General features: G+C 33.7%; 25 protein-coding genes. 11 read left to right on the top strand and 14 right to left on the bottom strand.

The window, feature by feature from the left end:
• Positions 1 to 2: 2 nt before the first annotated feature.
• Genes AB3G39_RS06400 through AB3G39_RS06380 form a run of 5 tightly spaced genes read right to left on the bottom strand, consistent with a single transcriptional unit; the run spans position 3 to position 5,027 of the window.
• A complete protein-coding gene (locus AB3G39_RS06400; RefSeq protein WP_369769768.1) occupies positions 3 to 761 on the bottom strand; it encodes a transferase in 759 nt (252 codons plus the stop codon).
• Positions 754 to 2,241 carry an oligosaccharide flippase family protein gene (locus AB3G39_RS06395; RefSeq protein ID WP_369764597.1) on the bottom strand — a complete coding sequence of 496 codons (1,488 nt, stop codon included), beginning with the start codon at positions 2,239 to 2,241 and terminating at the stop codon, positions 754 to 756. The genes AB3G39_RS06400 and AB3G39_RS06395 overlap by 8 nt, the downstream gene beginning before the upstream one ends.
• A gap of 2 nt (positions 2,242 to 2,243) precedes the next feature.
• Positions 2,244 to 3,350, bottom strand: a complete 1,107-nt coding sequence (locus tag AB3G39_RS06390) for a DegT/DnrJ/EryC1/StrS family aminotransferase (RefSeq protein WP_369769767.1) — start codon at positions 3,348 to 3,350, stop codon at positions 2,244 to 2,246.
• 60 nt (positions 3,351 to 3,410) lie between these two features.
• Positions 3,411 to 4,388 carry a GNAT family N-acetyltransferase gene (locus AB3G39_RS06385; RefSeq protein ID WP_369769766.1) on the bottom strand — a complete coding sequence of 326 codons (978 nt, stop codon included), beginning with the start codon at positions 4,386 to 4,388 and terminating at the stop codon, positions 3,411 to 3,413.
• A 36-nt stretch (positions 4,389 to 4,424) separates the two neighbouring features.
• A complete protein-coding gene (locus AB3G39_RS06380) occupies positions 4,425 to 5,027 on the bottom strand; it encodes a trimeric intracellular cation channel family protein (RefSeq protein ID WP_367771568.1) in 603 nt (200 codons plus the stop codon).
• Between the two features lie 210 nt (positions 5,028 to 5,237).
• Between AB3G39_RS06380 and AB3G39_RS06375 the strand changes: the two genes are divergently transcribed.
• From AB3G39_RS06375 to AB3G39_RS06340, 8 genes are all read left to right on the top strand, one after another.
• Positions 5,238 to 6,023, top strand: a complete 786-nt coding sequence (locus tag AB3G39_RS06375) for a TrmH family RNA methyltransferase (RefSeq protein WP_367771571.1) — start codon at positions 5,238 to 5,240, stop codon at positions 6,021 to 6,023.
• A gap of 42 nt (positions 6,024 to 6,065) precedes the next feature.
• Positions 6,066 to 7,610 (top strand): serine hydrolase, encoded by a 1,545-nt coding sequence (locus AB3G39_RS06370; RefSeq protein ID WP_369769765.1) that lies wholly within the window; start codon positions 6,066 to 6,068, stop codon positions 7,608 to 7,610.
• Between the two features lie 117 nt (positions 7,611 to 7,727).
• Positions 7,728 to 9,947: a bifunctional (p)ppGpp synthetase/guanosine-3',5'-bis(diphosphate) 3'-pyrophosphohydrolase gene (locus AB3G39_RS06365; protein WP_367754694.1), complete on the top strand. Its 2,220-nt coding sequence runs from the start codon at positions 7,728 to 7,730 to the stop codon at positions 9,945 to 9,947.
• 161 nt (positions 9,948 to 10,108) lie between these two features.
• Positions 10,109 to 10,588, top strand: a complete 480-nt coding sequence (locus AB3G39_RS06360; protein ID WP_367771579.1) for a Fur family transcriptional regulator — start codon at positions 10,109 to 10,111, stop codon at positions 10,586 to 10,588.
• Positions 10,589 to 10,679: 91 nt separating this feature from the next.
• On the top strand, positions 10,680 to 11,951 hold the full coding sequence (locus AB3G39_RS06355; protein WP_369769764.1) for an adenylosuccinate synthase: 1,272 nt from the start codon (positions 10,680 to 10,682) through the stop codon (positions 11,949 to 11,951).
• Between the two features lie 94 nt (positions 11,952 to 12,045).
• Positions 12,046 to 13,074 carry a cellulase family glycosylhydrolase gene (locus tag AB3G39_RS06350; RefSeq protein ID WP_369769763.1) on the top strand — a complete coding sequence of 343 codons (1,029 nt, stop codon included), beginning with the start codon at positions 12,046 to 12,048 and terminating at the stop codon, positions 13,072 to 13,074.
• 30 nt (positions 13,075 to 13,104) lie between these two features.
• Positions 13,105 to 13,686 (top strand): NUDIX domain-containing protein, encoded by a 582-nt coding sequence (locus AB3G39_RS06345; RefSeq protein WP_367771583.1) that lies wholly within the window; start codon positions 13,105 to 13,107, stop codon positions 13,684 to 13,686.
• A gap of 21 nt (positions 13,687 to 13,707) precedes the next feature.
• On the top strand, positions 13,708 to 14,592 hold the full coding sequence (locus AB3G39_RS06340) for a DMT family transporter (protein WP_369769762.1): 885 nt from the start codon (positions 13,708 to 13,710) through the stop codon (positions 14,590 to 14,592).
• 154 nt (positions 14,593 to 14,746) lie between these two features.
• Here the strand turns inward: AB3G39_RS06340 and AB3G39_RS06335 are convergent, their stop codons facing one another.
• From AB3G39_RS06335 to AB3G39_RS06315, 5 genes are all read right to left on the bottom strand, one after another.
• Positions 14,747 to 15,133, bottom strand: coding sequence for a nuclear transport factor 2 family protein (locus AB3G39_RS06335; protein WP_369769761.1), 387 nt, complete (start codon positions 15,131 to 15,133; stop codon positions 14,747 to 14,749).
• Positions 15,134 to 15,640: 507 nt separating this feature from the next.
• Positions 15,641 to 16,327, bottom strand: coding sequence for an aspartate/glutamate racemase family protein (locus AB3G39_RS06330; RefSeq protein WP_369769760.1), 687 nt, complete (start codon positions 16,325 to 16,327; stop codon positions 15,641 to 15,643).
• A gap of 596 nt (positions 16,328 to 16,923) precedes the next feature.
• Positions 16,924 to 17,370: a hypothetical protein gene (locus AB3G39_RS06325; protein WP_369769759.1), complete on the bottom strand. Its 447-nt coding sequence runs from the start codon at positions 17,368 to 17,370 to the stop codon at positions 16,924 to 16,926.
• Positions 17,371 to 17,764: 394 nt separating this feature from the next.
• Complete coding sequence (locus AB3G39_RS06320; RefSeq protein WP_367771601.1) at positions 17,765 to 18,403, bottom strand: peroxiredoxin; 639 nt, start codon at positions 18,401 to 18,403, stop codon at positions 17,765 to 17,767.
• 131 nt (positions 18,404 to 18,534) lie between these two features.
• Positions 18,535 to 19,446 carry an AEC family transporter gene (locus AB3G39_RS06315; RefSeq protein WP_369769758.1) on the bottom strand — a complete coding sequence of 304 codons (912 nt, stop codon included), beginning with the start codon at positions 19,444 to 19,446 and terminating at the stop codon, positions 18,535 to 18,537.
• A 187-nt stretch (positions 19,447 to 19,633) separates the two neighbouring features.
• Here AB3G39_RS06315 and meaB point away from each other — a divergent pair, with 187 nt between their 5' ends.
• On the top strand, positions 19,634 to 20,722 hold the full coding sequence (gene meaB, locus AB3G39_RS06310) for a methylmalonyl Co-A mutase-associated GTPase MeaB (protein WP_369769757.1): 1,089 nt from the start codon (positions 19,634 to 19,636) through the stop codon (positions 20,720 to 20,722).
• A 2-nt stretch (positions 20,723 to 20,724) separates the two neighbouring features.
• Here meaB and AB3G39_RS06305 read toward each other — a convergent pair whose 3' ends face one another.
• The 3 genes from AB3G39_RS06305 to AB3G39_RS06295 all read right to left on the bottom strand — a co-directional run bounded on the left by AB3G39_RS06305 (position 20,725) and on the right by AB3G39_RS06295 (position 23,402).
• Positions 20,725 to 20,955 (bottom strand): hypothetical protein, encoded by a 231-nt coding sequence (locus AB3G39_RS06305; protein WP_369764589.1) that lies wholly within the window; start codon positions 20,953 to 20,955, stop codon positions 20,725 to 20,727.
• An 89-nt stretch (positions 20,956 to 21,044) separates the two neighbouring features.
• Positions 21,045 to 21,953 (bottom strand): prohibitin family protein, encoded by a 909-nt coding sequence (locus AB3G39_RS06300; RefSeq protein WP_367771608.1) that lies wholly within the window; start codon positions 21,951 to 21,953, stop codon positions 21,045 to 21,047.
• Positions 21,954 to 22,025: 72 nt separating this feature from the next.
• Positions 22,026 to 23,402 (bottom strand): MATE family efflux transporter, encoded by a 1,377-nt coding sequence (locus tag AB3G39_RS06295; RefSeq protein WP_369769756.1) that lies wholly within the window; start codon positions 23,400 to 23,402, stop codon positions 22,026 to 22,028.
• 233 nt (positions 23,403 to 23,635) lie between these two features.
• Here AB3G39_RS06295 and AB3G39_RS06290 point away from each other — a divergent pair, with 233 nt between their 5' ends.
• Entirely contained in the window at positions 23,636 to 24,217 is a 582-nt protein-coding gene (locus AB3G39_RS06290; protein WP_369752400.1) for a hypothetical protein, read from the top strand.
• Between the two features lie 50 nt (positions 24,218 to 24,267).
• Here AB3G39_RS06290 and AB3G39_RS06285 read toward each other — a convergent pair whose 3' ends face one another.
• Positions 24,268 to 25,149: a PPK2 family polyphosphate kinase gene (locus AB3G39_RS06285; protein WP_369769755.1), complete on the bottom strand. Its 882-nt coding sequence runs from the start codon at positions 25,147 to 25,149 to the stop codon at positions 24,268 to 24,270.
• Between the two features lie 178 nt (positions 25,150 to 25,327).
• Here AB3G39_RS06285 and AB3G39_RS06280 point away from each other — a divergent pair, with 178 nt between their 5' ends.
• Positions 25,328 to 26,164 carry a hypothetical protein gene (locus tag AB3G39_RS06280; protein WP_369769754.1) on the top strand — a complete coding sequence of 279 codons (837 nt, stop codon included), beginning with the start codon at positions 25,328 to 25,330 and terminating at the stop codon, positions 26,162 to 26,164.

Here is a 26,164-nt window from a genome sequence, read left to right as displayed (position 1 = left end):
TATTACTGAACGGTTAAAAATGCATCTAAAACCTTTCGTTCCCCTTCCCAATCTCTTGATATATTTGTCCTAATCAATTTAGCAGGCATTCCTGCCAATAAACAATTTTGCTCGAGTTGTGAATAGTCCTTATTGCACAAACTATTAGAAGCTATTGTACAATAATCCGGTGTGTGTGTCCCCGCCATAACCGAAACTCTACCGCCAACATAATTATAATTCCCAATATGAATGGCATTAGTGATTTTGTAGCGCTCACCTGTACTTGTGTCAATCATTTGATGAAAATTAGTATCAATAATCTGAGATTCTGGTCCAAAACGAGCATAATCACCTAAAACCACTTTTTCTATACAGGTTAATTTTGAATTCGAACCCAAAGAAGCCATATGCCCTAATTCACAATACCCATCCTTACCCACATAAATGAAATAGTCCTTACCAAATTGTACCTGCCCTTTAAAAACTAATTTACCAGTGATATTAATTTCTGCGATTCCGCTAGCCACTGTATTCATTTCATAATCTTGACCAAAACCAATCATCCCTCTTTGTATGGGTGCCGCAATTTCAATTTCGCCAGTAATCAAAGTAAGTTTTACTTTTCCATAAAAAAATACAGGTAACTTTTTTGCTGTTGCAAAAGGGAATTTTTTAAAATTAAAATAGAGTGTTTTTGTCCAATTTACGGAATAGTAAAATCGTATTTTGTAAAAAAACAATCGCAATTTATCATATTGATTTTTAATAATATCAGCCATTTTTTTTCTTGATTAAAGCATTAAAAACGGATTTCAACTCCATTTTTTTATTGATGTGAAACAACACATAACTAACGGAAACCAAAATCATGATAAACATTAAACTGTATTTTACAATCGGATTTGGTATATATCTCAATAAAAAAGTAATACCGCATAGAAAAATACAAACGAGATAAGTAAGGTAAAAATCTTTTTCAAAATACAGCCCATACCTTTTTTTGGAAATGATTTTTAATCCTACAAAATGAATGATATAATAGATTAAAAAGCTGAAACCAAGTCCTTCCAATCCATAGTACGTATAACCTAAAATATTCAATAACAAAGATATAACATTAAAACCAATAGCTGTTCGCAAAAACATTTTGGAATCTCCTTTTGCAATTAAAACAAATCCCATAGACCAAGAAACCGCTCTAAAAAGCATCCCTATTATTCCAAAACAAACCATCGGAATTATCAAATTAAATGATTCGGTATAAATCACTTTTACAATCAAAGGAACAAAGGTGAGGAACAAAATAATGATTGGCGTTATTATTAAAATCGAAATATAAGATTGCTGCATTACGCTTTCTCTTACTTTCTCGTTATCCTCACTTATGGCAGATAGTCTTGGAAAATAATCGGTGCTCATGACTGTAAAAATAATCCCAACATAGGAGTTTAGTAACGTAAAACCTGCATTGTAAAATCCTACTTCCTCTAATCCGCCTGTTTTCCCAATATAAATTTGAATTAAATAAGTTGTCACTAAAGTGAGTAATCCACTTATGGTTAATAGAATTCCTAATTTAACAACATTTTTTCCTTCGCTAATTACTTGCTTGGTATTTATCACTTCCTTTTGTATTCCCAATTGGTTCGAAAAGTAAAATGAAAACACTAAAGCTGATAAAGACACCACTATGATTGTGGGTATTATAGCGTCAATTCGATAACAATAATACAACGGAATTGAGACCAACAACCCCAATAAATTGCCATAAAAATTGGCTTTGGCTAAAAGACGCATTTTTCTCAATCCTTGCAAAACTACTAATTGACCCGAGCTAAGTTGCCTGAACAAAACTGTAATGGAAATAAAAATAAAAGCAGTCGCATAGTGGGTATTCCCAAAAGTAAGTGTGCTCAACCAAGAAGAAAAAACCACAGTTAATAACGTTCCAAATATTCCCGTAATCAAAACCAATTTTCTAACAATTGTCACAATTCTTGAAACACTTTTTAAGTCATTCTCTTTATAATCTCCAGAAATGTGTTTGACCGCGCTCGTTTCAATTCCTAAACTAGTAGCACCATTTATTGTGTTTAAAGCTGAATTTAGCAATGCAATAATTCCCATTCCTCCTGGACCAATAAAAACAGCTATCAGCTTAGTACGAATTATCGAAATGATAATATTTAAAAACTGTACACCACCAAAAAGCGAGGTCGTTTTTAAAATTTGGAGATAGGAGGATTTTTGGTCTGTCATCTCTAATAGTTATTTAGAGTTGCAATAACAAAATCAATTTCTTCCATTGTTAAAGCAGGATTTAAAGGCAAACTCAAAACCTCATTGTGAATTTTCTCCGTAATAGGAAATGACCATTCATTCCAGTTTTTCAAAGCTTTTTGTTTGTGTGCTGGAATAGGATAATGAATTACGGTTTCTATTCTGTTTTTCAATAAATAAGCTTGCAATTCGGCTCTATTTTTTGTTCGAATAACAAACAAATGAAAAACATGATTAGTAGACAAATCCCAAAATGGAAGCACAACTTTATCGTTTTTAATTTCTGATAAATAGCGTTTGGCAATTGCTCTTCGCTTATCATTCTCAGCATCTAAATGCGGTAATTTCACATTCAAAAAAGCGGCTTGTAATTCATCCAATCTTGAATTTACTCCTATATAATCAGTATAATATTTAGTTTCAGAACCATAGTTTCTAAGTGTTGAAACTACTTTTGCCAGTTCTTCGTCATTAGTAACTACCGCCCCTCCATCTCCCAAAGCGCCTAGATTTTTCCCTGGGTAAAAACTGTACGCTTGGGTATTCCCGCTTTCGAATTTCGACTTTTGACTTTCGACCTCAAAAAAAGCACCATGAGACTGAGCAGCATCTTCAATTACCAATAAATCATTAGCAAAAGCGACTTCATTTATCTGATTCATTTCTGCTAGTTGCCCATATAAATGAACAGCTAGAATGGCTCTGGTTTTTGAAGTGATTTTTTCTTCAATCAAGTCAGGATTAAGATTGTAGGTTTCCAACTTTGGCTCGACTAAAACTGGAACTAAATCGGCTTCTAGAATCGCCAAAATACTTGCTATATAAGTATTCGCGGGCACAATAACTTCGTCTCCTTTTTGCAATTTACCCAGCTGAATGTATCCTTTGAAAATTAATACCAATGCGTCAAATCCATTACCTACTCCTATGCAATATTCTGATTTACAAAACTGGGCAAAATTAGTCTCAAATTCCTTTACTTCATTTCCTAAAATATACCAACTACTATCTAAAACCGATTTCAATTTATCTTGAAAAGCAGTTTCATATTGTGCATTGATTTTTTTTAAATCCAGAAATGGTATCATTTAAAAAGGTTTAAGGTTTAAGGTTTAAAATTGCCGAAATTGTATTGATTAAAAAAGGTTTTATACTAATATGTTCTCCAATTTGGAATAATTAATTGTATCCACTTCATAGAAATCATGAACTATCGTGCTGGCACCAAAACTTTCTTTCCAGTAAGATAACCCTTCATTGAGTTTTTTCCCTTGGGCTTCATTCGAAACTCCAAAATCAAAAAATCGTTTTTCAGCAAATACTTTATGAATTAAATAATCATATAAAAAATCCAAACTCCCTAGGTTTTCGTCTTTTTCAAATTTGGATATGTATTGACAATGCACCACTGTTTCTGTTTCAAAAACAGTAGTCCCAGCCACTATTTTTCCTTGATAACACACATTGAACTGTCTAATATTAGTAGGAAAATCTTTTTTTAATCGCACTATTTCTTCTAAGGAATGGACTGGTTTTGCATTATGACGATTTGCTAGATTAGGAATCAATATTTCGGTCCAAAAAGATTCGAAATCCGTTTCTTCTTTAATCTCTAATCCCAACTTTATCCCTTTTTGAATCCCTCTTTTTCTAATTTTCGAAAAAGAAAATTCCTTTTTTAAATCAATTACGGATAAGGTATCTCTCCGAATTAATTTGGCATCAGCCAAAAACAAAGCATAAAGCAATTCCTCGGCTGGTTTTTTATGGTAAATGGAAGGCGTTGTTTTTAAAATTAATTTTTCGATTTTATTTTCATTTAAAAAAGCCAAAACACTCTTAAAAATAGCAATAACCGAAGCTAAGATCGTTTTTTCAGTATATACTAATCCTCCATAAGTCAATCCTTGATGAGAATGAACCACATTACCAACGCTATTGGCAGGAAGAACGGCTACCCAAGTATCACCATTCAAAATTACTAAAGAATTATCTTGAAATCGCTCTTTATGATAGTCCATAAAATCACGATGAAAAAGGAAAGTAGCATTTTTGGCTTGACCAATAAAACTATTCCAATTACCATAATCACTTTCTAGGTATTGTTTGACGGTGTATTTAATCACAATTAATTTTTAAACTTCGTGAAAGTAACTAATTTTTTATTTACTTTCAAAAGTAGGCAAATACCATTTGAATTTAACCGCCATCAATCGCACCGAAATAATGACCAGCGAAGTTATTAGATATAAAAAATCATCATTAAGATTAAATTTTTTCAGGATAAAAAAGACGACTCCTCCAAGAATACAAATAGTAGCATAAATTTCTTTTCTGAAAATTACTGGTATTTCGGTACATAAAATATCCCGAATAACTCCACCAAAACAAGCCGTCATTGTACCTAAAGCTATACATATCAAAGGGTGCAAACCAATACCGATTCCTTTTTCGAGACCAATTAAAGTAAAAACACCTAGCCCAATTGTATCAAATAAAAACAAGGACGTTCGTAATCGATCAAATTTCTTTCTGAAAACGATAGCTAAAACAAAAGCAAGAACAATGATATAAACGTACTCTAAATCGACCATCCATCCCACAGGTGTTCTCCCAATCAAGACATCACGTAAAGTTCCTCCTCCAACAGCAGTTACAAAAGCAATAATAAAGACGCCAAAAGCATCCATTTTTTTACTCATGGCCGTTAATGCTCCTGACATAGCAAAAGCCAAGGTTCCTATAATATCTAATAAATGAAACATGAAATCTTTTGGATTTTAAATTGAAGAAATGCAATTGCTCAAAAAAACAATTGGGACAAAATTAATTAAAATTAGTGGTGAAAAATGGTAATTAAAAACTTAAATCCACTTTATCCTTTTAGATTGCTAAATATTCTATTTTAAATTTATAATTCTGCATTTTCTCTGTGTATATTTGTTTCCTATATAATAATTAAATTTTAGAGTCTCTTGAAACAAATCACTTCTATTCAAAATCCATTCATAAAATCTTTGGTATTATTACAAGAAAAAGCGAAGAATCGCAAGCAAAGCGGTACGTTTTTAATGGAAGGAAAACGGGAGATTTCATTAGCGCAAAAAGGAGGATATGAATTAGAAACGGTTTTATTTTATCCTGAAATTTGTTCTGAAAATGAGGCCAAAAAATTAGCGCCAAATACCGAATTAATAGAAATTAATAAAGAAGTTTTCCAAAAACTGGCGTATCGCGATACTACCGAAGGGATTTTGGCTGTAGCCAAAACAAAATCGATGCAATTGACTGATTTGAAGTTATCAGAAAACCCATTAATACTAGTTGCCGAAGCACCTGAAAAACCAGGAAATATTGGTGCATTATTGCGCACTGCCGATGCTGCTAATCTTGATGCTGTTATTATTGCCAATCCAAAAAGCGATTTATACAACCCAAATATTGTTCGCTCCAGTGTAGGTTGTTTATTTACCAACCAAATTGCGACTGGAACAACTGCCGAAATTATTTCTTTTTTGAAAGAAAGAAACATTAATTTCTATTGCGCCACCTTACAAAACTCGACTTCCTATCATACCCAAGACTACACTACCCCAACTGCTTTGGTTGTAGGTACAGAAGCTACCGGCTTGACCCAAGAATGGCGCGATGCAGCCACTCAAAACATCATCATTCCCATGCAAGGAGAAATTGACAGTATGAACGTTTCTGTAGCTGCCGCGATTTTAATTTTTGAAGCCAAAAGACAAAGAGGGTTTTAGGTTAGACCTTAAAAACAAAAATCATTTTTAATACCCATTAGCATGAAAAAATATCTATTTGTAGCCATTACATTAATTGCAACTACATTCTCATTTGCACAAATTACAGCACCAGAAGTGGATCAATTAGTCAATCGTACTTTAACTGCTTTTAATGTTCCTGGAATTGCTGTAGCAATCATCAAAGATGGAAAAATAGTTTTAGCCAAAGGGTATGGTGTGAAATCTATAGCAACCCAAGAAAAAGTGGATGCAAATACGCTTTTTGGAATTGCTTCAAACAGTAAAGCCTTTACAAGTGCCTCTTTAGCTATTTTAGTTGATGAAGGAAAAATAAAATGGGATGATAAAGTCATCAAATACCTTCCCAATTTCAGGATGTACAATGATTATGTAACCCAAGAATTTACCATTCGAGACTTATTAACCCATAGAAGTGGTTTAGGTTTGGGTGCAGGAGATTTAATGATTTGGCCTGACGGTAGTAATTTTACTGCTCAAGATATAATCGTGAACCTTCAGTATTTAAAACCCGTTTCTCCATTTAGAACTAAATATGATTATGACAATCTGTTATACATCGTTGCAGGAGAAGTAATTCATGTAGTTAGTGGTAAAAGTTGGTGCGATTTTATTGAAGAGCGCATCATGAAGCCATTGGAAATGAACAATAGCGCAGCTTCCTATGTTCGTTTAAAAGACACTACAAATATTATTGCTCCTCATGTTCCTATAAATGGAAAGTTGAAAGTCATTAAAAGATACCAAAACCAATTATTCGATGCTGCAGCTGGAATTTATTCTAGTGTAAATGATTTAAGTAAATGGGCCATTATGCAAATGAATAATGGAAAATACGGTCCCGAAAATAAACAATTGTTCTCCGAAAAAGAACACGATGAAATGTGGCAATTGCAAACGATTATTCCAACCAAAACAAGAGCGCCTTACAATACTCATTTTAACGGTTATGGATTAGGTTGGTTTTTAAGTGATGTAAAAGGATACAAACAAGTGACACACACTGGAGGATTAGAAGGAATAGTTACTCAAACTACTTATATTCCGGAGTTACAATTAGGAATCATTGTTTTGACTAACCAACAATCGGGTGCCGCATTTAGCGCAATAACCAATACCATTAAAGACAGTTACCTAGATATTAAGTCAGAAGATTATGTAACGCTGTATAGTAGTCGAATGAAGGAACATGAAGACTCTGCCGATAAAGTAACAGATGAAGTTTGGGCTGCCGTTGCCAAAAATAAAAAAGACAATTTAAAACCCGATTATAAAGGAATTCTAGGAACATACAAGGACAATTGGTTTGGAGAAGTGGTCATCAGTGAAAAAAAAGGAAGATTATTCTTTGAATCTCAGCGTTCTTCACAACTAAAAGGAGAAGTGTTTTTCTATAAAGAAGGGAACTATGTTGTAAAATGGAATAATGCTTATTTTCATGCCGATGCCCATCTCTTTTTCAAATATGACGCAACAGAAAAAGCTACTACACTCAAAATGAATCCGATATCTGAATTGACTGATTTTAGCTATGATTTCCAAGACTTAGATTTCATTCGATTATAAGGCTAAATAGGCTTTAAACCGAGAAAAAAAACACTCAAAATATATTTTTTACGCATTAATTTATTGCTTGCATATATGCAAACTTATCGTTATTTTTAGGAATTGAACCATGCCGTTATGATAGAAATAGACATCGAAAAAGAAAATAAAGCAATTGCTCAAGAATATAAAGAATTACTTCGCATCAGTTACCAAACCTTAACTCCCGAAGATAAAAAACTAATTCGAAAAGCATTTGATGTTGCTGTAGAAGCGCATAAAGACCAGCGAAGAAAATCTGGTGAAGCTTATATATTTCATCCTATTGCTGTTGCAAAAATTGTTGCTTCTGAAATAGGTTTGGGAGCCACTTCTATTGCTGCGGCTTTAATGCATGATGTTGTTGAAGACACCCCTACTACAGTAAAAGATATTGAACGCATGTTCAATCCAAAAGTGGCACAACTTGTCGAAGGGTTGACTAAAATTTCTTTGGTTCAAAAAGACATGAATGTGTCTATGCAGGCCGAGAATTTTCGTAAAATGTTATTGACACTTAATGATGATGTACGTGTAATCCTTATAAAAATTGCCGACAGATTGCATAACATGCAAACTATGGAGTCAATGGAGAATTACAAACAAGTTAAAATTGCCTCTGAAACCTTATACATCTATGCTCCTCTAGCTCATCGTTTGGGATTGTATAATATTAAAACCAAGCTTGAAGACTTAGGTTTAAAATATACGGAACCTGCCGTTTTCAATGATATTGTTAGTAAAATAAAAGAAACCAAAGAACAGCAAGATGCTTATATCAAGGATATTTCGGATATTCTTAAAACAGCATTAGATGCTGAAGGAGTAGAATACATTATCAAAGGTCGACCAAAATCCATCTACTCTATCCGCAGAAAAATGAAAGCGCAAAACGTGAGTTTTGATGAAGTTTATGACAAATTTGCCCTTCGCATCGTTTATAAATCAAATCCACACGATGAAAAATTTCTAGCTTGGAAAATTTATTCAATCGTTACCGATCATTACAGGCCAAGTCCTAGCCGATTACGAGATTGGATTTCGTCTCCTAAATCAACGGGGTACGAAGCGCTACATATTACCGTCATGGGACCCAAAGGACGTTGGGTAGAGATTCAAGTTCGCTCGGAACGTATGGATGAAATTGCCGAAAAAGGGTATGCTGCGCATTACAAATACAAAAATGGAGCTACTGAAGAAAGCGGATTGGATGTTTGGCTTAATCTGTTAAAAGAAGCACTAGAAAATTCAGAAAGCAGTGCAGTAGATTTTGTCGAAGATTTCAAAATGAATTTATACTCCAAAGAAATCTACATTTTTACGCCAAAAGGAGATATTAAATCGCTGCCAAAAGGCGCCACTTCACTGGACTTTGCTTTTAGTATTCACTCCGAAATAGGAATCAAAACCCGTGGAACTAGAGTCAACGGAAAATTAGTTCCTTTAAATTACGAGTTGAAAAGTGGTGATCAGGTTGAAATAATAACCTCTCCAAACCAGAAACCTACTATCAACTGGCTCGATTATGTAACCACTTCGAGAGCAAAAAATAAAATTAGAAATGTATTAAATGAGAATACAAAGAAAATTGCTGAAGATGGAAAAGAACTACTTACCAGAAAACTAAAACACCTTAAAGTAACACTAAACGAAGGTGTAGTCAATGAACTAGTAAACTTCTTCCATCTCAAAACGAGTTTGGATTTATTTTACAGAGTAGGTATCGGATCCATAGAGAACCAACAGTTGAAAGACTTTGCCGCTCAAAAAAGCAATACTTTAATAAATTTCTTTAAAAATAAAATCAAACGTTCCGGCAGTACTGCAGATGTTGATATTCACAAACCCATGTTGAATAGCAATTATGATATGCTTGTTTTCGGTAAAGAGCAAGACAAACTGGACTACAAACTATCTGCTTGTTGTAATCCGATTCCAGGAGATCAAGTTTTTGGTTTTGTAACTATTAATGAAGGAATAAAAGTCCACAAAAAAGATTGTCCTAATGCCATCGCTATGCAATCCAATTATGCCTACCGAATCATGCAAGCCAAATGGATTGATTCTTCACAGCAAGAGTTTAAAGCAATCCTTAATATTACAGGAATGGATACTTTGGGACTTACTAACGAATTAACAAAAGTAATCTCAAACAACATGAATGTAAACATTCAAAGTATCTCCCTTAGTGGTGATGCTGGTTTATTTAAAGGGCAAGTTATTGTTATTGTTCAAAACATCACCATCTTGAAAAAACTGATTGACAATATTAAAAAAATTGATGGAGTTGACAAAGTATCAAGAGTATATCAAAAATAATTAACCTGTGAATTTTTGTATTAAAAACAGAATATTGTTGTGGATAGATTGTCAAAATTGGCATTTATAAAAACTGTTTTTGTTTCAAAACTCACAAAATTATCCCCTTATACTTATTTAAACTTGAAAACTATTAAAATAAAAAATTATCTTTGCCAGATATGACACTCATTTCCACAAATAATAACAAAAACCAAGAAATTGTAAAAAATGTTTTTACAATGTATCTTGAGCAAAAAGGACATAGAAAAACACCTGAACGTTACTCTATTCTTCAGGAAATTTACGAAAGTGAAGAACATTTTGATATAGAAAATCTGTATATCAAAATGAAAAACAAAAACTATCGTGTGAGTAGGGCCACTTTATACAACACAATTGAATTGTTATTAGACTGTGCTCTAGTACGTAAACATCAGTTTGGTCAAAATCAAGCACATTACGAGAAGTCCTATTTCGACAAACAACACGATCACATCATCATGACAGATACTGGTGAAGTAATTGAGTTTTGTGACCCTAGAATACAAAGCATAAAAAAAACGATTGAAGAAATATTTGATATTGAAATTACCAATCACTCTTTGTATTTATACGGTGTTAAGAAAAAATCAAAACCCGATAGTGCGGTTGAAGAATAACAAAAAAGAACAAAAAGTTAAAAAATATTATAGCAGAAATTAATCAGTACGGACGACATAAAAGTGGTCTCAACAACAAATAATAATTAGAATGACTGTAGATTTATTACTAGGATTACAATGGGGAGATGAAGGAAAAGGAAAGATAGTTGACGTTCTTACCTCAAAATACGATATTATTGCTCGTTTTCAAGGTGGCCCAAACGCTGGACATACTTTAGAATTTGACGGAATAAAACACGTGCTTAGAACTATTCCTTCTGGAATTTTTCATGGTAATAACATGAATATCATTGGTAATGGTGTTGTAATTGACCCAGTTGTTTTTAAAGGAGAAATTGATGGTTTGGCTAAATTTAATTTGGATATCAAATCGAAATTAATCATTTCAAGAAAAGCACATTTAATTTTACCAACGCACCGTTTACTGGATGCTGCTTCTGAAGCTTCAAAAGGAAAAGCAAAAATTGGTTCTACTCTTAAAGGAATTGGACCAACTTACATGGACAAAACTGGTAGAAACGGTATTCGTGTTGGAGATATTGAACTAGAAGATTTCGCAGCACGTTATAGAGCTTTAGCTGACAAGCATGAAGCAATGATTGCCTTTTATGATGTAAACATTCAATACAACTTAGAAGAACTAGAAAAAGAATTTTTTGAATCAATCGAAGATTTAAAAAAATTAGATTTTATTGATAGCGAAGAATACTTACACCAAGCTCAAAAAGCGGGTAAATCAATCTTATGTGAAGGAGCTCAAGGTTCGTTGCTAGATGTTGATTTTGGAACGTATCCATTTGTAACTTCTTCTAATACTACTGCAGCTGGTGCATGTACAGGATTAGGAATTGCTCCAAACAAAATCAAAGAAGTTTTTGGAATTTTCAAAGCATACGTAACACGTGTAGGTAGCGGACCATTCCCAACTGAACTTTTTGACGAAGATGGTACTACTATGGCACGCGTAGGAAATGAATTTGGATCTGTAACAGGAAGACAAAGACGTTGTGGGTGGTTAGACTTAGTAGCATTAAAATATGCTATTCAAGTAAATGGTGTAACACAATTGATGATGATGAAAGGAGATGTCCTTTCAGGATTTGAAACTTTGAAAGTATGTACAGACTACAATTATAAAGGTAAAAAAATTGCTCATTTTCCATACAACATTGAACCAGAAAATGTAACACCAGTTTACAAAGAATTCAAAGGTTGGAAAGCGGATTTGACGGGTATGACCACTTATGATGAATTACCTATCGAACTAAAAGAGTATATCGAATATATCGAACAAGAAGTAGAAGTTCCTATTAAAATTGTTTCTGTAGGACCAGACAGAAAGCAAACGATACTAAAATAAATTAATTAACGTCCCGATACATCGGGACGTTTTTTTTTATAAAAAAATGTATTTTTACTTGACTAAATTTCAATTTGTAAAAATTATAATTTTAATGAACCATCCTAAGAAAAATATTTTATTACTACTCCCCTTTCTATTTTTGATGCTTTTTCCTTCTTGTAAAAAGGAAGACTTACCCGTTTCAAATGAGAGTAATTTAGATTATTCCATTTCTGGTTCAGCAATTATGCACAAGGGTAAATCCATTCAACTCATTGGAGCCAATGCCTTTCATGTATTTAGTGTAGGCAGTCAAGACATGAACAGTTGGAATCTTGATATAGTGAGGGAATTCATTGGAAATGTTATAGAAACTCCAATCACAGCTGGTCCTATACAATCTACTAACGGATCGTACCTCTATTCATTGCAACGTATCGTAGATGACAATCGCATCAACGGTAAAATCACAATCCTTTGTGCTTTTGGTTGGGATGGAAACAGTCCAACTGAATTTACTGGAAAAAAACCCACGCAAACTTTCTGGTGGAATGATTATAAAGCGAAGTTAGCACAATGGGCGGTTCAGTTTAAGTACCAACCTGATGTTTGGATTGAAGTATGGAACGAACCGTATCAATATGATAGAGGCGATGGATATACCGATACGCTATGGATGAACGACATGAATGAATTGACATCGATAATAAGAAACACTGGAAATCCAAATATAATCCTAATCCCATGTGCCGAACAAGGCCAAGACGAGAGTGTTTTATTAAATAAAGCAACTGAATTCTTGGTCAACAAATCAAATATTTTATTTGACATTCATGCCTACGAAAAATGGCTTTTAGATACTCCAAATTCAATTAATTCCCGCTTAAGCCAGTTACAAAATAAAAAAATACCAATTATCTTTGGAGAAACGGCTCCCATGAATGCTGGCGTTCTAATGAATCCAAAATCCTTTTTAGACATCCTTTCTACCCGTGGAATTTCGGTTTGTGCTTGGGTTTGGAAAAAAGATGGTACTGATCATGATGCATTATTAACTGCTTCAGGTCTTCCAAATGACACTAACAATAATAATTGGGGAAGTACATTTAAAAATCTTAGTTTAACTCCTAGAAATCCTTAATTTTAACACTCAAAAATCAATATACATCACATGCAAAACCCTGAAATAAAAATCAAACAAACTGACCTACTATCCGACAACTGGTACATTCTAAACAGAGTCACTTTTGATTATCAAAAAAAAGATGATTCTTGGATTACTCAAAAAAGAGAAGTCTATGACCGAGGTAACGGTGCCGGTATTTTACTTTATAATTCTAAAGAAAAAAAAGTAATCCTAACTCGTCAATTTCGATTACCTACTTACCTTAACGGAAATCAAAGCGGAATGATGATTGAAGTTTGTGCCGGACTTTTGGATGCCGATCATCCAGAACAATGCATCATTAGAGAAACTGAAGAAGAAACGGGTTATCGCCTAACAACCGTTCATAAAGTAATGGAAACCTATATGTCTCCTGGTGCCGTAACTGAAATTTTATATCTTTTTGTAGGTGAATATGATGAATCCATGAAAGTAAGTGATGGTGGCGGAGTAGCACATGAAGAAGAAAATATTGATGTATTAGAAATGTCCTATGACGAAGCATATGCTATGATTGATAACGGACAAATAAAAGATGCCAAAACAATTATGCTCTTACAATATGCGAAAATACACAATCTTGTTTGATATAAAATACATCCTTAAAAAATGAATAATCAAACAAAAGGCGTTTTATTTGCCTTGACTGCAACTTTACTTTGGTCTGTAAATATGGTTATTGCCAGTGGTATAAAAGGGCATATTCCACCTGTAGGATTGGCGTTTTGGCGATGGACAATTGCTTGTGTGGCTTTGGCTCCTTTCGCGTTAAAGAGCACCATAAAACACAAAACTATTTTACTACACAATAAAGGATATCTGGTTGTAACAGCTATTTTAGGAATTACCATTTTCAATACGTTGATTTACTTCGCTGGCAAAACCACCTCGGCAGTCAATTTGTCTTTGATCGCAATTTCGATTCCGTTATTTATTGTTGTCTTATCCCGAATTGCCTTTAAAGAAAAAGTGGCTGCCATACGGATTCTGGGTATTGCAACCATTATTACAGGTGTTTTAGTACTAATAACCAAAGGATCTTTACAAGCATTACTGGAAATAAATTTTACAATTGGTGATTTATTAATGCTACTTGCTTGTTTTTTCTTTGCGAGTTACACTATTTTGGTACGGCTCAAACCCAAAGAAATTCCGTCAAATGTATTTTTATTTACCGTCTTTGTTATAGGAACCGTTCTATTGTTCCCGTTTTATCTATGGGAACATTTCTATTATAAAAAAGTTGTTTTTGATGCTACCACAATTTATGCTACAACGTATGTTGGGATATTTGCTTCCTTAATTTCCTATTACTTATGGAATGAAGCCATTCGGTTAATAGGAACCAATAAAACAGCATTGATTTATTATTTAATCCCTGTTTTTAGTGGAATATTAGCTTACTTTTTTCTAAATCAAGCGATTGTTTTAACCCAAATTATAAGTATGGGTATCATTATTACGGGGCTATTATTGACTAATAAAAAAGGCTGATTTTAAGAATTGGAATAAAACAATTTAATTTCTTTGCAAACGCTACGATTTTTCTTCTTATTAAATAGATTCCAATAACAAACGAATGCTAAAATATAGCCATGACAAAATAGCACCAATTGGGAGCTTTTTATAGATCTGTTAGGGTATTGAATTAATTATTAATTGTTGCTGTATCCACTGCCTGGAAGAAACGGCTTAGTTTTCCGTTGCTAACCGTCCAGACATGCGTAGCATTGGCTTTGAATGAATTACCAGTAGCGTTATTTGTTCCTTGATAATAACCTACCATGACTACTTTATCAGCTGCTCCAAATATTTCACTTACTGCAATATTGAATCCATCAAAGAAAACGGGCAGATGCATAAAAACGTTAGTTACTATTGCTTCTGGACCTGTAAAAATACCATCACCTTTCACAAAAGGCATACCCTTGCATTCGTGCCATTCCATTGCTGAATCAAATAGGGCTAATACGCCCGGCACATTGCCAGTAGAAAAATGGGAATATGCTTGCTTAACTAAATCTATATTTGTCATAATGATGTTATTAAAGTTAAAAAATAAAGATTAGATATAAAAATAGTGAAAAAGTAGATACCCTGAAAATAAAAATACATTTAACTGACAGCATAAATATTTAAATATCAGTACATTACAATCAACTCAGAAGATTCAGTCTGCTTTACAGCCGCTAGGAATAATATTCTTATTTAAGTAGGTACTCGTCACAGACAAACAGCAGCGTATAAGCAAAAAATGAGAGCCAGTGGTACCTCTTTTTATTTTGTTTGGCGATATAGTTTAGTGTGGTAGCTTCGTTCCTCGCTATGACTTTCTTTGTGAAATCGTATTGTTTTCTCAGTTTGCGTTAAAAGACGGGATAGATCACCCCGTTGAGTCATTGCGAGGAACGAAGCAATCTCATTCCGTTTTTTCGTTTCAAAAATTAAAAATTCGATAGCGTATTTTTAAACCATGGCAATTATCAATTCCAATTCACTTTCGGAGTTTAATTGTCCAAACTCTTTGTGTTCACGGATTGAATCAGTTCTTTGACACAATGTACTCCACTATAGCTTGTGAATGTATTTTAGTTGTGTCAAAAATTGGAATAGTAAAATCGTCTTGACTTATCAACAACGGTATCTCAGTACAACCTAAAATAATGCATTCTGCTCCGTCCTCAACTAATTCATTTACAATTGAAATGTATTTTTTCTTTGTTTCTGGATTTACAAATCCAACTCCTAATTCTTCTTTGACTGTCTGTTGAATATAATCTCTAGTTTCTTGTTTTTTGGGTGTCAATACTTCAAGCCCAAATTCTTCCAGTTTTTCTCTATAAAAGTCCATTTCCATTGTGAACTTTGTTCCCAAAAGCCCCACTTTTTTAAATCCACACTTGTTAATCGCTTTTGCTGTTTCTGCTCCAATATGAATGATAGGTAAATTGATTGTCTCTTGTAATTTGTCTGCAAAAAGATGTGCCGTATTTGCACACAAAACAATACTATCAACCCCATTTTTCTTTAGACTTTGACAGGCATTCAGCAAAATTTCAAATGAGTTTTCCCAACTGACCGCTTGAATGTCTCCAAAATTTAAAGAGTAGATAATACATTCCGCAAAGTTTAACCCACCTAATTTTGTATTAACTCCTTCGTTGATGAATTTGTAATAATCCATGGTCGAAACCCAACTAATTCCGCCTACTAAACCTACTTTATTCATATCCTTTTTGTTTATTACTCTTTTGCCAACTTATTTCAGGACGATAGCGTATCGATTTTATAAGTGGTTCAAAAAACATTTTATTTTTGTTATCTGCGTTGCAAACGCTACTATTTTTAACCTATTTAAGTAGGTCCTCGTCACAGACGAGAACCAGAGGATTTTTTTGAGTAGCACTTGGAAGCGTAAACAGCTAAAGCTTTTACAGGAGAAACTTCGAGTGAAAGTCTTGGAAAAAGTAGAAAAGAAACCTTTTTTACCCAAATGTCCTTGTTGCAAAACAGGGAATTTACATCGAATAGCAGTATTTGATCAGCGTGGTCCGCCTGCTTGGTATCTTGGCGGTAGCCAAAGTTTAAGTTCCTCTATTAACTAATTTATGGGTAAGGGATTTTATGCCCAAAAGTGACCGAAAACACTCAAAAACAAAGCAGAAACTACTCTAAAAAAAAGAGGACCATAAATCCTCTTGATATTCTCTCTAATTTTTTTACGATAAGTGCATAGGGTTGCGGAAGTGGAAGCGGTTCCGTTCAACCGGAGTTTCATTGTTCGTGCTACGCACGCAACGAAACTCTAGCTGTTAGCAGCTGGCTTTATTTTATCGAATTTATTATTTTGGAATGCAATTCTTTTAGTTTTTTATTTGTTTGTGGTATTTCTAAAATAGTTCCTAGGCTTTTAATTTCTTGTTCATTATGTGATTTTCTAGTCATTTGAGCTCGGTCATCTATAATTATGCGTCCTAATCTTTCTTTACTACTTTCTTCAACAGTGACAAAAGAATGACAAATCGTATCTCTTAAATTTCTCACAGTAACACCATTTATAAATTCCTCTGACAAATCAAGCTTTGGCATTTTTGAAGGCATTCCTGCGTCTAATTGGTCGTTAGTGGCGTAAGGAATTAATAAGTAAAGTGCGATTATTTCACGAACACCCGGTATTGAGAGAATTCTATCATTTCCTTCTAAAATATTTTGTGCAATTTCTGAAAGGAAAATTGAATGTTCTTTAAAATTGGTATCTCTGTCTTTATTCATTTTTACAGTTTAATAATATTTTTAGAAAAGTTTATAAGATGTTGATTTTTAAATACTTGACAGTCTATTGCTACTAACTAGTATATAAGCGAAACAAACCTTCGTATATACCCCAAAATTTGGGTAGATTGGCGAAGGTTTGTTTCGCTTTACCTACTCTCAAATATATAACTTATTCTTTAGAAAGTTTGTAAAGTAATTATAGAACCAAAAACGGTCTGCCTAGCCCTGATGGAAATGAAAATCCCGAGCCCTTGCGAAGCTAAAGGGTGAGGATTGTAATGTACAGCAGGACTGAAAGTGGTTTTGGAAAGGAATCGTTTTGCTCCTAAAAAATCTAGCCCATAAAAAAGGGAACTCCAGTAGAATTCCCTTTTTTGCCTTGTATTAATTCCTATTTATTAGGTTGTGGTGTCATCCTTAAATAGTATTTTATTCTTTCGAAACCTTTAGGGAATTTAGCAGGAATGTCTTCGTCTTTTATGGCGGGAGAAATCACTACGTCTTGACCATCTTTCCAGTTGGCCGGAGTAGCTACACTATAATGGGATGTCAACTGCAGGCTATCAATTACACGTAGTATTTCGTCAAAATTCCTTCCTGTCGACGCAGGATAAGTAAGTATCAATTTTATTTTTTTATCAGGTGCAATTATAAAAACGGAACGAACGGTGAAGGTATCGTTTGCATTGGGATGAATCATGTCATACAAATTAGCGACTTCTTTACTTTCATCGGCTATGATAGGATATTGTAAAGTCACATTTTGAACTTCTTCAATGTCTTTGATCCATTTTAGGTGCGATTCGAGTCCATCCACACTTAATGCAATGACTTTGGTATTTCGCTTGACAAATTCTGGATAATAATTAGCCACCGTTCCTAATTCGGTAGTACAAACGGGAGTAAAATCAGCAGGATGTGAGAATAAAACGCCCCAAGAATCGCCTAACCATTCATGAAAATGTATTTTTCCTAATGTTGTTTCTGCAGTAAAATCTGGAGCTATATCTCCTAATCGCAATGTTGCCATGAGTTTTTGTTTTAAATTTATTTAAAATTAGTCAAAAAGTCCCACAAGACACACAACCAACATCATAAATAAAACAAAAATGTTCTAGAAACACTGGTAATGAAACCTAAAAGATAAAGTGAATGGCGTTTTTAAAACCATTGCAAAATAAAGTACCAAAAAACCAAGCTGATAAAAGAGATTGGTATTCCATAACCAATCATCATACTGCTTAATCGGGGTTTTAGACCGTGAGTAGCAGCTAATATACTTCCTGTAATCATAGGCGCCATTGCTGCCTCCATAATAGAAACATCAATCATTTTAGAATGTTGGCCCAAAACGATTACATATAAAAAATAAATTAGCGCAGGTGTCAATAGCAATTTATATAAAAGACCCAGTCCTAAAAATTTCCAGTGCTGACTTCTACTCTCAAATCGCAACTGTAATCCTACTGAAACTAATGCTAATGGAGTAACTGCACTTCCTGTTTTTTGAAAAATAAACTGTATCCATTCTAGAAAATCATATCCAAATACATTCATGAAACAAGCAAAGAGAAATGTAATAAATGGCGGAAAAAACATAATTTTTTTTACAATCTGACCACTGCTTTGTTCCCCTTTTGAATATAAGGTTGCCACTAGAATCCCTAAGGTAGAAAGTACCACAAAAGTGCCCGGCTGATCGACTAATATGGCCGTTTTCATTCCGTCTGCTCCATATAAAGCTTGAATTATTGGAAATCCTAAAAAGGAGGTGTTTCCTAGTCCCGATGTTATAATTAAACAACCAGTCAATTTTTTGGACCACTTATATTTCTTTCCTAAAAAACGAAAAAACACAAATGAAAATCCAAATGTAATCCATGCGACTCCAATGGGAAATAACAATTGATTATTCCAGTGGATTTTTGGAATAAAATACAAGGCCAAAGCTGGAAGACAAATGTAAATAACAATCTTGTTTAACAACTTATAACTATCTGTAGGAAACCATTTTACCCGTTGTAAAACAAGACCGATGAATAAGTATATAAAAATGAGAAGAATATTGATCATAGCGCAACAAATATATTCACTAATTTATATAGTAGCTAGAATAAAAAACAAAATTATTAAAGAAGCTTCAAAAATTTTTACTGCATACTTTTTTAAATACTATTGCTCTTTTCTTATCCATAAAAAATTTAATTAATTCCAATAATTCCCGTTTAAGTATTAATTTTACGGAAAACGATTTAAAATTTTGGAAAACGACAACATAAAACATTCTGCTCTTAACGAAAAAGCTGGAATTTCACCTCCAGAATTTATCAGCTCAACTGTTGTAAAAAAAATTCAGAAATTCAGAAAAATACAACCTTCTGCCGAGGAATTAGTTGGTGGCATTTTATTGGGCAACATAACTGATTTAAGTCGGGCCATTACTTTAGTCGAAAGCTTAAATCCCGATCATTTGATAAAAGCGAATGAAGTGATCAATGCCTGCTTACCGCATGCCAATAAATCAGTTAGAATAGGAATCACTGGTGTTCCAGGTGTGGGAAAAAGTACTTTTATAGAGGCTTTTGGAAAATACTTAACGGAAATAGGCAAGAAAGTCGCTGTTCTAGCTGTCGATCCTAGTAGTTCTATTTCTCACGGAAGTATTCTTGGGGACAAAACCCGAATGGAAGAATTAGTAAAAGATAAAAATGCCTACATACGTCCCTCCGCTTCTGGAGATACATTAGGCGGCGTAGCACGAAAAACAAGGGAAACCATTACCCTTTGTGAAGCTTGCGGTTTTGATACTATTATTATTGAAACAGTAGGTGTAGGTCAGAGTGAGACCGCTGTTCACAGCATGGTTGATTTCTTTTTACTGCTAAAAATTGCAGGTGCTGGTGATGAGTTACAAGGTATTAAACGTGGTATCATGGAAATGGCCGATGCTATCGTTATCAATAAAGCAGATGGAGATAACATCAGAAAAGCAAAACTGGCAAAAACCGAATTCAATCGTGCTTTGCATCTTTTCCCTGCCAAAAAATCAGGATGGACGCCTACAACCGCTACCTGTAGTGCGATTACTCAAGATGGAATATCAGATGTTTGGGAGACTATTTCTACCTTTCTTGAGTTGACAAAAGACAATGATTATTTCTATACAAAACGAGCTGAGCAAAACGAATATTGGCTGATGGAAACCATCAATGAGCAGCTAAAATCTAATTTTCACAATGATCCAGAAATTCAAAAATTATTGGATTCTACTAAAAAAGCGGTGCAAAATGATGAAATTTCACCCTTTGCAGCCGCTCAGTTATTATTAAAAACGTATTTTAAAAAATAAAATTATTCTTTTTCGTAACGCTCCATTTCTCTGTCATAAAAAGCATTCGCCTGTTCTATCAAGCCTTCCATTTCTGAGTTCAATTCAGATTCATCTAGATCTTCTGCTTCTTCCATGAACTCCACTTCATCATCTTTTAGATTAATGATAAATCTAGGGTAATCCAAATGAATGATAAAAATATCATCTGGAAAATCAGTATTGTCGCCTAGTAAAAATTTTGGTAATTCCATTTTTTAATATTTATTGATTGATGTGTTTATCCTGTCTATTATAATCGTTTAAACGAATGAACAAATAACCGAATAAACTTTTAAAAAATCTATTTGTCAGAAAGAATTATTGGAGCACCGCCTTTACCATTCATGAAAATAATTTTCGTATTGGGTGAAGCTGCTAATTCTTTTTGGGCTTTAATCGTTTCGTATTGCAATTGCTTATCGGTTAATCCCGTTGAAATTATTTTTTGATAATCAGCGATACCTTGTGCTTCCACTCTTTTACGCTCGGCCTCTTGTTTTTCTTTTTGCAAAACAAATTGCATCTTTTGCGCATCTTGTTCTGCATTAATTTTACTTTCAATAGTTGTTTTAACAGATGCAGGAAGATTTATATTTCGAATCAATAATTGCTCTAAAATAAGTCCTCTACTTTTAAAATCAGCTTCAATACTTTTAAAAATTCGATCTTGAAATTCATTTCTTTTAGTTGAATATAAAGCTATTGCATCATAATAAACAGCATTGTCACGAATACGAGTACGAGTAACAGGTCTAACGATTTTATCAGAATAATTTACTCCAATTTGTTTAAAAATCTTAGGAGCATCTACTGAAGATACGCGGTATAACACCGTCAAATCAATTACTACTTCCAATCCATCATTAGATAATACACGAATAGCATCATCACCAACTTGAGCACCTTCGCCATGCTCTGCTGACATAGTATAATTTTGTGTTTGAATATCAAATTCAGTGATATCCAAAAGTGGATTAATTAAATGCAAACCACTCTCTAAAATATCCGGTTCTACATTACCATATAGTGATTTCACACCTACTTTTCCAGCATCAATTTGCTTGAAAGCAGAAGAGAAAAAGCCTATAATAATTATTAAAACTCCAATAATCTTAAGTAAGTTAGCAAATTTAGAAAATGGACTATGGTCATTTTTTAAAGTAAAACTCATAACCACTAAGATGATACCCAGAATAATAAATACAATCATTTTTTAAATTTTTAGTTGCCTAGATAAGACGATCAAATGAATAATAAGTTACACAGAATAATTATACTAAATTCAATGGTTTTCCAAAACCAATTTTTTAGTCAATCTAGTAAAGCGAATATACAAAAATAAAGCAGCAGTTGATAATCCTGCGAGAAGTCCTATCCAAATTCCAGTTGCTTTTAATTCAGTATATAAGCCTAAATAAATGGATATCGGAAACCCAACCACCCAATAAGCTACAAAAGTGATGTACATAGGCACTTTTACATCCTGCAATCCTCTTAATGCGCCTAATACAACTACTTGGATTCCATCGGAAATTTGAAAAACGGCGGCAACTAATAATAATTGAGCAGCAATAGTTACGACCTCCGTATTTACGGCTAAATCTTCCATATTTTTCATATCAACAAATAAAGCTGGTAAATAAGAATGAAAAATTACAAATAAAGCGGCAAAAAATGTTTCTAATACAATTGCTAATAAAAAGATAGAAAAGGCAACGATACGAAGTTGCTTATAATTAGCAAGTCCTTTTTGATTCCCTACACGAATCGTGGCTGCTACACTTAATCCCATAGCAAACATAAAAGTAAAAGTAGCCAAACTTAATGCGATTTGGTTGGCTGCCTGATTGATTATTCCTAAACGTCCAGAAAGCCAAATGGCTCCTGTAAACAAACCTACTTCAAAAAACATTTGCATAGCTGAAGGCGCTCCCAATCGGATGATTTTCATATTCACCTCCTTTTTTATATTCTTCAAAGAAAAATTCTCGAAAAAAGGATGAAACTTTTCCTTTTTTTGCATCATATAATGCATATATCCCAACATTACAAAACGGGAAGCTATCGTTCCTATAGCTGCGCCAACAATTCCCAACTCTGGAAAAATCCAAATACCATATATAAACAGATAATTTAAAACCACATTCACTACATTCCCTAAAATAGTAGCCCACATCGAATATTTGGTTTCACTCATCCCATCAGCAAATTGCTTGTATCCTTGAAATATGATTAACGGGATTAAGGAAAAAGCGACAATGTCTAAATAAGGTTTAGCCAACTCGACTACGTTTTCTGGTTGTCCCATGAAACCTATTAATGGTTTAGAAAAGAAAATAAGTCCAAAAAGAAACACGCCTAAAAAAGAACACAAATACAAACCATGATGAAAAGCACTTCGCCCTTCTAAAATGTTTTTTTTGCCGTCAGCTTGTGCAGCCAAAGGGGTAATTGCTGTAGAAAATCCAATCCCCAAAGACATGGCTATAAATACAAAACTATTCCCTAGAGAAACTGCGGCCAATTCAGTTGGGCCTAGTTTACCTACCATTATATTATCTACTATCCCAACAACAGTATGCCCTAACATTCCCAAAATTATAGGATAGGCCAATCTTAAATTATAGGAAAACTCTTTTGTATAACTAGCTAAATTCAATTTTTATTTTTTTTTTAGAAGCAAATATAATTAGAAGCATTTGATTGTTCTTGTATAAATCAATTTATAGCTGAAAAATTTTAAGATTTTTTTAAGGATTCAGATATTATGTAACAAAATCAAATAATTCTATAACATTTCAGGAGGGTCTCAGATATAAATTTGCACCAGTCATCAACACAAAATAAACATATAAGATGGCTTTAAAATTTAATAATATAAAACTCAAAATTATGAAACCTACACAAAAAATTAAAATTTTATTCGTATTTGCAGTCTCGACACTATTTGCAAGTAACGTTCAAGCCCAAGAAAAAACTGAAACTCCAAATTATGATCAAGGATTCCGTTTAGGAGTTGGTTTAAATGCAGGATATGCAACTCAAGACCCATACAAATTGGCTTTAGGAGCTGATGCTAGATTACAATATGATCTATCAAAAATCTACTCTTTGACATTAACTACCGGATACACTAATTTATTTGTAAGCAAAGCAGATACATTCCCAGGTCAAGTAGAAGGAAAAGATCTAGGAATAATTCCAGCAAAAGCAGGTTTTAAAGCATTCGTTTGGAAAGATCAATTTTATTTAATGGGAGAAGCAGGTGCTGCATTTGCAGTTAGTAACGTTGACAACACCAGAGATAAAACATCTTTATTATTGTCTCCAAGTATAGGATACGCTACTAAATACATTGATATATCTGTAAATTATACACATTATAACCATTTTGACCGTATTGACAGTAATGGTTCTATTGGCAGAGGAGTAGGACAAGTTGGTGTACGTTTAGCTTATGGTTTTAAACTATAAAATAGAATTGAATTAGTAAAAAAAATGCGCTGAAATTCAGCGCATTTTTTTTATTTATCATTTTTCAAAATGTCTTTATACATCTCAATATTAGCTTTTATTTTCTCGTCTAGTTCCGGCTCTTTAATATCCGTATGTTTTTGCATTTCTTCCCAAATAATTTTGGCAATTATATAACGGCACATTTCTTTATCATCAGCAGGCACGACATACCAAGGTGCGTTTTCAGTTGAAGTATTATTTATTGCTTCCTCATAATAATGCATATAATCAGCCCAACGTTCTCTTTCTTTTAGGTCACCTGTAGAGAATTTCCAATTGTGTTTTTCTTCATCCAATCGACGCAACAAGCGCTGTCTTTGCTCTTCTTTACTCATATTCAAAAAGAATTTCAGCACGATAATTCCATTTTGGGTAATGTGTTTTTCAAAATTCCTTATTTGCTCCATGCGATTTTCCCAAAATTCAGGCGTAATATCCTCTACCTTTTCGATTCCAGGAATATTTTCATTCATAATATATTCAGGATGCACTCGAGTGACCAAAACATTTTCATAATGGGTACGATTAAAAATGGCAAACTTTCCTTTCTCTGGCAAAGCTAGATAATGACGCCATAAATAATCATGCTCCAGCTCCGTCGAATTGGGCGTTTTAAAACTATGAACGATAACTCCTCGAGAATTGAATTCTTTAAAAACTTCGCGAATCAAACTGTCTTTTCCTGCAGTATCCATCCCTTGCAAACAAATCAAAACCCCGTAACGGTTGTGTGCATACATCACATCCTGCAACGCACTCAGCTTTTCCCGCACATTGTCTAATTTATCTTCTTTTTTATCATCACTTGCTCCAATACTTAAATTGGTCGCCATCTCAGCTAATTTTATGGCATTAACTACTTTAAAATCGTTGGGATCAATAGACTTCATAGGAAAAATTTTATCTTTATAGAATCAAATATAACAAATAATTAGGACTAATCCTGATGTATTTCAGGAGCTATTTCCGGCTATCCGTTGCAATCTTTCTAGTCCTGAACTTGTTTCAGGACTAGAAAGGATTTCCACTGCTATCCGGGCTAGGACATCCGCTTTCACAACAACAATTATGGGCAACTTTACACTCGAATTATTATTTCACATCATTGGCATTGGCTCAGCCTCAGGCCTTTTTTACAAAGAAAACAGCTTACTACTTATTGGCGACAATAGCGGATTCCTTTATGAATACCATCTGGATTCCAAGGCGTTAGAACAGCATCCATTGATACAAAACCCAACAGCAAATATTCCAAAAAGTGAGAAACCTGATTTTGAGTCCATAACTCATTTTCAAGATACTTTATATATTTTTGGTTCGGGTTCCACTCCAAAAAGAAACACGATGGTGGAATTTGATTTAAACAAAAAAAAGAAAATCAAAACCAACAATCTAGTTGATCTCTATGCCGTAATGCAAAGTTTTGGAGACATCAAACCCGAAGATTTTAATCTAGAAGGTGCCGTTTACGATGGTGACAATTGGTATCTATTCAATCGTGGGAATGGAGTTTCAAACAAAAACACACTCTTTACGCTGCATGCCAAAAAACTTAGTGATGAATTCAGCTTACTTTCAAATGATTACAAATTGCCCAAAATAAAAGGAATTTGCTCTACTTTTACTGATGGCGTTTTGATCAATGACAAACTTTATTTTTTAGCCACTGTCGAAGATACTCAATCCACTTATGACGATGGAGCCATTCTAGGCAGCTTCATAGGGCGCATTGATCTTGAAACCATGAAAATCGATTTTACAAAGAAAATAACTAGCATTAATAAATTTGAAGGCATAACTGTTTTCTCCAATTCCAAAGAGAAAATCGAATTCCTTCTCTGTGAAGACAAAGATACTGATGAGTTAAAAACAGCCATTTACAAATTGGTACTAGATTTAAAATAA

The sequence above is a fragment of the Flavobacterium sp. WC2416 genome, from assembly GCF_041200095.1.
Classification (GTDB): Bacteria; Bacteroidota; Bacteroidia; order Flavobacteriales; family Flavobacteriaceae; genus Flavobacterium.
This window is presented reverse-complemented; position numbering and strand designations above follow the sequence as displayed.